This window comes from Pseudofrankia saprophytica (assembly GCF_000235425.2).
In the GTDB taxonomy this organism is placed as follows: domain Bacteria; phylum Actinomycetota; class Actinomycetes; order Frankiales; family Frankiaceae; genus Pseudofrankia; species Pseudofrankia saprophytica.
This window is the reverse complement of record NZ_KI912266.1, coordinates 6,431,544-6,440,687: the sequence shown is the minus strand read 5'-3', so window position 1 is coordinate 6,440,687 and position 9,144 is coordinate 6,431,544. Positions and strand designations below refer to the sequence as shown.

Annotated in this window: 6 protein-coding genes; 5 read left to right on the top strand and 1 reads right to left on the bottom strand. The window is 73.7% G+C overall.

Going from position 1 to position 9,144, the window contains the following annotated elements; all coding sequences use genetic code 11:
- From FRCN3DRAFT_RS56565 to FRCN3DRAFT_RS46560, 4 genes are all read left to right on the top strand, one after another.
- Positions 1-1,037 (top strand): ACT domain-containing protein (locus FRCN3DRAFT_RS56565; protein ID WP_035925271.1); only part of this gene is annotated, 1,037 nt, incomplete at its 5' end.
- 124 nt (positions 1,038-1,161) lie between these two features.
- Positions 1,162-1,908, top strand: coding sequence for a dienelactone hydrolase family protein (locus FRCN3DRAFT_RS0227290; protein ID WP_007519693.1), 747 nt, complete (start codon positions 1,162-1,164; stop codon positions 1,906-1,908).
- Between the two features lie 33 nt (positions 1,909-1,941).
- Entirely contained in the window at positions 1,942-3,084 is a 1,143-nt protein-coding gene (locus FRCN3DRAFT_RS0227285) for a CaiB/BaiF CoA transferase family protein (RefSeq protein WP_007519695.1), read from the top strand.
- A gap of 1 nt (position 3,085) precedes the next feature.
- On the top strand, positions 3,086-4,300 hold the full coding sequence (locus FRCN3DRAFT_RS46560; RefSeq protein WP_007519697.1) for a CaiB/BaiF CoA transferase family protein: 1,215 nt from the start codon (positions 3,086-3,088) through the stop codon (positions 4,298-4,300).
- A gap of 748 nt (positions 4,301-5,048) precedes the next feature.
- Here FRCN3DRAFT_RS46560 and FRCN3DRAFT_RS0227275 read toward each other — a convergent pair.
- Positions 5,049-6,509, bottom strand: a complete 1,461-nt coding sequence (locus FRCN3DRAFT_RS0227275; RefSeq protein WP_051467201.1) for a helix-turn-helix transcriptional regulator — start codon at positions 6,507-6,509, stop codon at positions 5,049-5,051.
- Positions 6,510-7,310: 801 nt separating this feature from the next.
- On the opposite strand from FRCN3DRAFT_RS0227275, the gene FRCN3DRAFT_RS0227270 reads away from it, so the two are divergent.
- The gene (locus FRCN3DRAFT_RS0227270) at positions 7,311-9,083 is read left to right on the top strand and encodes a DEAD/DEAH box helicase (protein WP_007519699.1); all 1,773 of its coding nucleotides are present in this window, start codon (positions 7,311-7,313) and stop codon (positions 9,081-9,083) included.
- Positions 9,084-9,144: the final 61 nt, after the last annotated feature.

Sequence of the window (9,144 nt, the reverse complement as noted above, 5' to 3'; positions counted from 1 at the left end):
CGACGGTCCCGTCCGGCCATGCGTCGCCAAGCCCGGATGTGCCCGCCCCGGCCGTCACCGCCCCCGCCTCGCCGGCCGCCACTCGTACCGCCCCCGCCGGGGCCGGGGCGGACGCCGAGACCAGTGGCCGGCCGGAGAGCCCCACGCCCACCACCGGCATCCCCGCCCCGGTCGCCGAGCCCTCCGCCGACCCGCGGCGAGAGCCCGTCCGGGCTGGTACGGCCGCCCTGGACCACGCCCCGCCCGCATCCCGGGCCGCGGGCCCGCCGCCCGCCGCGGGCGAGCCGTCCGCGCCGACGCCGACGCCGGTGACCGACCCAGGCGTCGTCGGCACGAGTGGGGGTGCGGATGCGGACGGCTCGACGGCCACCAAGGCGGCGGTCGTCGCCAGCGCCGCCGCCGCCGTCGCCGCTGGTATGGGCGTCACCGAAGCCGCGGCCGGCGCACGGCCGGCGCCGGAGGGCTCGGACGCCGACTCCGCGACCGGCGCGCGCCGGGGCCGCCAGGCGCGGTCGGCCAGCGCTTCCGTGGTGGGCAGGCGGCCGACGCCGGCCTGGGCGGGCGTGGCGTCACTGGAGGGGCAGGCGGACGCCGCACCGGTACGGATCGCGCGCTGCTGCCTCCCGCTGCCCGGGGACAGACTCATCGGCTTCGTCGCCAGCCAGAGCGCGGGCCACAGCGCGGTGACGCTGCATCGCGCCGAATGCCCGAACACACGGCCGTCCGGACCGTCCGGCCCGGTCAGGGAGCCGGTACAGGTCCTGTCCTGGCGATGTCCGGAGACGCACACCTTCCCCGCGGAGATCGGCGTCGAGGCCTTCGACCGGTACGGCCTGCTCGCCGACATCACGGAGGTTCTCTCCGAGACGGCCGCCGGCCTGCGCGCCGCGTCGACGTCGACGTCGGAGGACCGGGTGGCCCATGCCCGCTTCACCGTCGAGGTGACCGGCCCGGACCAGCTCGCCGCCGTCCTCGCCGCCGTCCGCACCGTGGGCGGCGTCTACGACTGCTTCCGCGCCTGCCAGCCGCCCGCGTGAGTCTGGTTCGCGCCGTGCGGGCACGGAGCGAACCAGAGACAGAGCGGGCGGGACGGACCTAGTATTCACGTCGCGACACTGCCACCAAAACTGCTGGACCGAGCCTGAAGGTGGGCCGATCGAGGTGGAGTCCGACTTAGCGGCCGCGGGGCGCTTCCTGCCCGGCCCGGCGTCACAGGTCGTCACGCCGGCCGGCTCAGGGCCGTTCCCCGGCGTCGTCCTCGGGGCGGAGGCCTACGGGATCAACCCGTTCATCCGAGGCATACAGCGACGGCTCGCCGACCGGGGCTACGCGTCGACGGTCCCCGACTACTACCGCGGCCAGGGGCCGGCCAGGACCGAGGCCTACGACGACTTCACCGAGGTCCGCGAGCACGTCGACCGGCTCGACTTCACCCACGGCGCGCGCGACCTGGCCGGCGCCGTCGACGCCCTGCGCGCCCACCCGGCCGTCGACCCGCGCCGGGTCGCCGTGTGGGGGTACTGCACGGGCGGAACGCTGGCCTGGCTCGCCGCCTGCGGGCGAGGTGACCTGGCCGCCGCGGTCCTGTACTACCCGAGCCAGCCTCGCTTCCACGAGCTCGGCCCGCGCACGCCCGTGCACCCGCTGGACCTGCTCTGGCAGCTCACCTGCCCGGCGCTGTTCCTCTACGGCGACGCAGACCCGGTCGTGCCCCCGGCGCTGCTCGACGAGCTGAGGGCCCGTATCGAGCGCTGGGGCGTCGACGCCGACGTCCGCCTCTACGCCGGCGCCGGCCACGCGTTCAGCTCGCCGTGGGGCCCGATGCGGGACGAGACGGCGGACCGCGCGGCCTGGGCGGACGCCACCACGTTCCTCGACCGGCACCTGCGACCGGCTCGGAGCAGCTGACCACCACTTCGACGGAAGGCCGAGGCGCGGCGCATGCAGGCTCTTGACGGTGTTCGAGTGCTGGACCTGACCGGTGGGATCGCTGGGCCGCTCGGCGTGCTGCAGCTCGCCGAGCACGGCGCCGACGTGATCAAGATCGAGCCGCCGGGTGGCCGGCCCGGGCGGGCCGAGCCCGCGTCGGTGGTCTACGACCGCAGCCGGCGCTCGGTGACGCTCGACCTGAAAAGCGCCGACGGGGCGCGGTTGCTGCGGGAACTGCTCGCCACCGCGGACGTGCTGGTGGAGGCGTTCGCCGCCGGGACGATGGCCCGCCTCGGGCTCGACTACGCCGACCTGCGCGACGAGTTCCCCCGGCTGGTCTACTGCGCGGTCCCGGCCTGGCCGACCGGTAGCCGCTTCGCGGACCGGTCCGGCTACGACGCGCTGGTGTCGGCCCGGGCCGGGCTGCACTGGGAGGTGCCCAGTCACCGCCCCGGGCCGGTGTTCCAGCACAGCCCGGTGGCGAGCCTCGGCGCGGCGTACCTCGTCCCCGTGGCGATCATGGGTGCGCTCGTCGCCCGGCAGCGCACCGGCCGGGGCCAGCGGGTCGAGGTGTCGCTGCTCGCGGGGGCGATGTCGCTGACCACCCAGAACTGGAACTGGACCGACACCGGTCAGCACGGCCTGCCGAACTCGTTCCCCTCCATCCACCAGGCCGGCATCTACGAGTGCGCGAACGGCGAGTGGATCCACGCGGCGATGGTGACCGGCGGGAAGCCGACCCGCACCGAAGGTGACATCCTCGGCATCGAGGACGTCGAACCGGCCGTCGTCTTCGCGATGTCGCCGGCCGAGCGGGCCGCGCACGAGACGAAGAAGGCAGCGGCGTTCGCCCGCCGCGACCGCGCCGAGCTGATCGAGGAGCTTCACGCCGCCGGCCGCAACGCCGAGCCGATCGGGCCGCCCCACGAACGGTTCGGCCATCCGCAGCTGCTGGCCACCGGATCGGTGGTCGAGGTCGTCGACCCGGAGGTCGGCGCCACCACCCAGGTAGGCCCGGTCGTCTTCCTCGAGGCGACCCCGGCCGTGGTGGCCGGCCCGCGCCCCGCGGCCGGGGCGCACACCGACGAGGTGCTCGGCGCGCTCGGCCACGACACCGCCGAGCTCGCCGACCTGCGCGCGAAGGGAGTGATCTGACGTGCCCGGGCCACTCGAGGGTATTCGCGTCATCGACTTCGGTCAGTTCCTCGCAGGCCCGTTCGGGCCGATGCTGCTGGCCGACCTCGGCGCCGAGGTCATCAAGGTCGAGTCGATCCACGGCGACGGCATGCGCCACCACAACGTCGGCCCGTTCCTGGGCTGCCAGCGCGGCAAGCGGGACATCGCCCTCGACCTGAAGAAGCCCGAGGGCCTGGACGTCGCGCTGCGGCTGGTCGCGACCGCCGACGTCGTCCACCACAACATGCAGAAGGGCATCGCCGACCGGCTCGGCATCGGCCACGAGCACTGCAAGGCGGTGCGACCCGACATCCTGTACTGCAACACGTACATGTACGGGCCGGTCGGGCCGTACTCCCACCTGGGCGGGCTCGACCCGCTCGGCCAGGCGGCCAGCGGCATCGAATGGGAGCAGGGTCCGGTCCCCGCGGGCAACCCGCCGCTGTGGTACCGCTACGGGCACGGAGACATCGCCGCCGCCATCCCCTCGGTCTTCGGCGTGCTGGTCGCGCTGTTCCACCGCGCCAACACCGGGGTGAGCCAGTCGGTGTGGACGTCGATCCTGCACGGCAGCATGCTGCACACCGCCGACTCCTGGCTCGCCGCCGACGGCACCCCGTCGCCGCGTGGCGAGCTCGACCGCGAGCAGCTCGGCCTCGGCGCCCTCTACCGGCTGTACGAGACGAGGGACGGCTGGCTGCAGCTGGCCGCGGTGCGCCCCGAGCACTGGCAGGCGCTGTGCGCGGTGCTGGGCCTCGCCGAACTCGCGGCCGACCCGCGGTTCGCCACGCCGGCCGCCCGCGAAGAGCGCCGCGCCGAGCTCACGGCGCTGCTCGCCGAGGCCTTCCGCGCGGACCGGGCGCTGGCCTGGGTACGTGCACTCGACGCGGCCGGGGTGCCGGCCGAGATCTCCGCGGACACCCGCGACGGCGAGACCCTGCTGTTCGACGAGGACCTGGTGCGCCTTGGCCTGGTCACCGAGCACACGCACTCGCTGCTCGGCCGGGTTCGCCAGTTCGGCAACCTCATGACCTTTAGCGACACCCCGACCCGCCCGGACCGCCCGGCACCGCTGTACGGCGAACACACCCGGGAGATTCTCACCGAGCTCGGCTACGACGCGGCGACCATCGACGACCTCCACACCCGCCGCGCGGTGGCCTCATCCCCGGAGAAATATCCATATCCGGTGTGAACGCTCATTTTCCGGGCTCGGTCTTTCAGCCTCGGGCTCCGTTCACAATGGGAGCTCGGTGAGTCCGCGTCGGAGTCGGGATGCGCTGCCGCCGGACAGGTAAGAATGCGGTATCCGGCGCCGGCGGACCGGTTTTTCCACGGGCTGGGTTGTATTTCTGGTTCGCTGTGTCCAGGCAGCACGCTCCGGCCCGTACTCGCTTCGCAGGCTCCGGGGTTGGGGTGGAAGGTTGTTGCTGGTTCGCTCCGTGCGGGCGGCGCGCTACGGCCCGTTACTCGCTTCGCTCCCAAGGGACCTCCGCGCGCCGTCCTCCTCCGCGAACGGGCGCTCCGGCGACCTCGCTGCGGCCCGGCCCACCTCGCTTCGCTCGTGGGTCGGGCCTCCGCGAGGCGCGCCTCCGCGCCCGCACGGTCACCTTGCGCTGAACGTCACGTAGCCGAAGCAGGCCTGTCCGTCGGGACACTTCGCTGCGCTCGTGGAGTGTCTAGACAGGGGTGAAAGCCGCCACACGAGCGAAGCGACGTGTCCATACGAGCGTTGTGGTTTCGGGTTGGTGACGTTCAGCGGATCGCAACCGCGCTGGCGCGGAGGCGCGCCTCGCGGAGGCTTCCCCACGAGCGAAGCGACGTGGGGAGGCCGCAGCGAGGTCGCCGGAGCGCCCGTGAGCGGAGGAGGACACGGCGCGGAGGTCCCGTGGGAGCGAAGCGAGTACGGGGCCGGAGCGCCGTGCCCGGACGGAGCGAACCAATTAGACGAGCGCGCGCAGCTGCTCGTCGAGGTCGCGGACGGCGACGGTGGACTGCCACGGGGCGAGACGCTCGCGGACCCGCTGCACACGGCCGAGGCCGAGGGAGAAGTCCGTCTGCGCGACGATGGCGAGGGCATCGGCCGCGAACCGGCAGGAGCTCTCGATGTCGCGTCGCTGGATGTGCACCTCGGCGATGTCGGCGAGCAGGAGGGACCGCTTCTTGGTGGCGGCGGGGCCGGCGGCGCGCAGCGCGTCGCTCGCCGCCGCGTACGCGGCGGTCGGGCGGCGCAGCCGCGTCATGGTGGTCACCCGCAGGCCGTCGAGGCGGCCGCGGTCGAAGAAGCCAGTCCAGACCCGGTCCGGCGTGTTGGCCTTCGCGAACGCCTCCTGGGCCCGGTCGATCGCGGCGCTCGCCGCGCGGCCGTCGCCGCGCGCCGCCTGCTCCTCGGCCTCCCTGGCGGCGAGCCACGACCTGGTCAGTGGGTTCGCGCCACGCCCGATCCTGCGCTGCGCCTCGGCGAGCAGCGCGCAGGCCTGGTCGGGGCGGCCGGCCGCGCCCGGCTGGTAGCTCTCGTAGCCGAGGACGCAGGCCCACAGCGCCGGGTCGTCGGCCTCCTTGGCGGCCTCGATGGCGACCCGGTAATACGCGAGCGCCGAGGGGTTGTCGTTCATGTCGAACGCGAGCCAGCCGGCGAGCGCCGCCGTCTCGCCCGCGGTGCTGGCGAGTTCGCGCCGGATCGGTGAGCGGGTCGTCGACTCGAGCAGCTGGGTGAGGGTGCACAGGTGGCCGGCGACGCGGCCCAGCAGCGTGCGCGCGGGCACCCGCTCTTCCAGGCCGAAAAGACCGGCGGTGTGCTGGCTGAGCTGCTGGGCGAGCTCGGGGGTGACGGGGCTGCGCTGGCGAAGCGCCGCCGAGAGCCGGTCCCAGGGCGCCTCGTCGGCGGCTCCCGTCGCGGCGACGGTGGCGCCGACCGGGACGACGGCGACCCCACCGGCCGCCATCATCCGAAGGAATCCGCGCCGCTCGACCGGAATGCCGCGAGCGTCCTCGCCGGTGCGCAGGACAATCGACGACGTGCGGTCGACATGGTTTCCGGAGCTGTTCGTGGCCATGGTGTTCACTACGTGCGGGTCCACGACGTCCGCTATACCCAGAATTCCCGCGGCCATGCCTGCGGTGGGCCCATTCGATGTTGGGTCGTCGTCGATGAATCCAAGCTCCGCCGATGAGCGGTGGAAAAGGGCTCGCAACAGCCGCTGGTAACGCAGGCTCGGCTTTTTGTCGCCTTTTTCCCACTTGCAGATCATGTTGCCGGTGACGCCGGCCTCCCGGCCCTCGTGCAGAACCGCGAAACGTCGCAGCTCGACGGCGAGCCGTTCCTGGGACCAGCCTTTCTCCTCCCGGCAGGTCCGCAGCCGGCCATTCGGAGTTCGCGCGGGCATCGGCCTCGCCGCGTCCATCTCGGAATCGGCCGGGTGGATGGCCGGGCGTGACCGGTCGGGCTGGTGGTGAACGCTCTGGCCGTGCCCGCCGCGGCCCGCGGTGTGCTGGCCAGGCGCGCCCGGCAGGGCGGTGTTCTGGCCACGGTTGCCCTGACCCGGGTGGGCGCCTCGGGCAGCCGGGGCGCGGCCCCGGTCCGCGGCCAGCACGCGACGCGGTTCAGTCGCAATGGGACGAGCCTCGGTCCCGACTTGTGCCGGCATCGCGCAACCTCCAGGTCAGGCAATGGACACGATCAGCGTAACCGCTTGGAAAGGCGAGTCCACGAGTACCTGCTCCGGAATTGTTCACGGAACGTACAGGCCTGGGTTTCGGCAAACAGAATGTAGCCGCGCGTTCGGCGCTACGTATTCGGGCTGTGGCCTTAGCGTGGCGTAGCGTGACTGCAGGTGCATCCTGTCGTGCAGATGGTCGTCACCAACGCTCGTGCCGGCTACCGTGCTGTGGAAATCCTCGTGCGCCCGATGTGGTGCAGATCACTCCACTTCGTCGCCGGTCACAGCCCGTGCGGTCACGGCCCGTGCGTCCGCCGCGGGCAGGTCGGGCCGGCCCGGTCACCTGCCGCGCACCGTGAGGCGCGCCCGCCCGGCCGGCCGCCGCCTGGCCGCCAGCCGCCGCCGGGCCTCGAACGGGTGGGCTCCGGCGCGGCGCCTGCCCCGGGGGCGGCCGGTTGTCGGTGGTGCCCCATAGAGTCAGAGCCCGTGAACGTCCGCCACCAATCCGAGCCAACCCGGCCGATACCGCGGCAGGCGGCCCAGACCGTGCCCGCCCCGCGAACCCAGGCACGCCCGCTGCGGGAGTGGCAGCGGGTGGCGCTGGAGCGCTACCGCGCGACCTCGGCCGCGGGTGGCCGCGACTTCCTCGCGGTCGCGACGCCGGGAGCAGGCAAGACGACGTTCGCCCTCACGGCCGCCGCCGAGCTGCTCGCCGCCGGCGTGGTGACGGCGGTGTCGGTCGTCGCGCCGACCGAGCACCTCAAGCGCCAGTGGGCGGACGCCGCCGCCGGCGCCGGTATCTCCCTCGACCCGAACTTCCGCAACTCCGCCGGCGCGACCTCGCGTGACTACGACGGCGTCGTGCTCACCTACGCCCAGGTGGCCGCGCACCCGGCGCTGCACTTTGCCCGCACCAAGGCCCGGCGGACGTTGGTGATCCTCGACGAGATCCACCACGCTGGCGACGCGCTGTCCTGGGGCGAGGCGACCCGGGAGGCGTTCAGCCCGGCCACCCGCCGCCTGGCGCTGACGGGGACGCCCTTTCGCTCCGACGTGAACCCGATCCCGTTCGTCACCTACCTGCCGGGCCAGGACGGGGTGACGCGCAGCGTCGCGGACTCCTCCTACGGCTACTCCGAGGCGCTGCGCGACGGCGTCGTGCGCCCGGTGCTCTTCCTCGCGTACTCGGGCGAGATGAGCTGGCGGACCAGCGCCGGCGCCGAGCTGTCCGCCCGGCTCGGCGAGCCGCTGAACAACGAGCAGACGGCCGCCGCGTGGCGCACGGCGCTCGACCCGCGGGGCAACTGGATCCCCGCGGTGCTCGCCGCGGCCGACATGCGGCTCACCCAGGTCCGCCGCGGCGGCATGCCGGACGCGGGCGGCCTCGTGATCGCGACCGACCACGCGAACGCCCGCGCCTACGCCGGGCTGCTGCGCCGGATCAGCGGCACCGAGCCCACGGTCGTGCTGTCCGACGACCCGACCGCCAGCGACCGGATCGAGGCGTTCCGCCGCTCGACGGACCGCTGGATGGTCGCGGTGCGGATGGTCAGCGAGGGCGTCGACGTGCCGCGGCTGGCGGTCGGCGTCTACGCGACGTCGGTGGCGACGCCGTTGTTCTTCGCGCAGGCCGTCGGCCGGTTCGTGCGCGGTCGCGGGCGGGCGGAGACCGCGTCGGTGTTCCTGCCCAGCGTCCCCGTACTGCTCGATCTCGCCGGCCAGATGGAGGTCCAGCGCGACCACGCGCTGGACAAGCCGCTGCGCGAGCCGGAGGGGTTCGACGACGACGCGTTGCGCGAGGCCAACCGGCGCCGCGACACCACCGACAAGCCGGACTCACCGTTCACGGCGCTGGACTCCTCCGCCGAGCTGGACAGGGTCATCTTCGACGGCGGCGAGTTCGGCGCGCCGGCCGCGGCGGGCTCGGCCGAGGAAGAGGACTTCCTGGGCCTGCCCGGCCTGCTGGAGCCCGACCAGGTGACCACCCTGCTGCGCCAGCGCCAGGCCTCGCAGCTCGCCGCCGAGCGCGCCCGCAAGTCCAAGGCGGCCAAGGACATCGCGGCGGGCGTCACCCCGCCGGCCCAGGTCGGCTCGCTGGCGGCGGAGGAGGACGGCAGCCGCCCGGTCCACGAGGTGATCGGCGAGCTGCGCAAGGAGCTCAACCGGCTGGTCGCGGCGAACAACCATCGCACCGGCCGCCCCCACGGCATGATCCACGCCGAGCTTCGCCGCACCTGCGGCGGGCCGCCCAGCGGCCAGGCCACCGCCGCCCAGCTGCGTACCAGGATCGACACCATCCGGAAGTGGAACGCCTCTTAGCGGACCCGTGAGACGCCACCGGGGCTGACCTCCGCGGAGGTCAGCCCCGGCCTGGGTACTT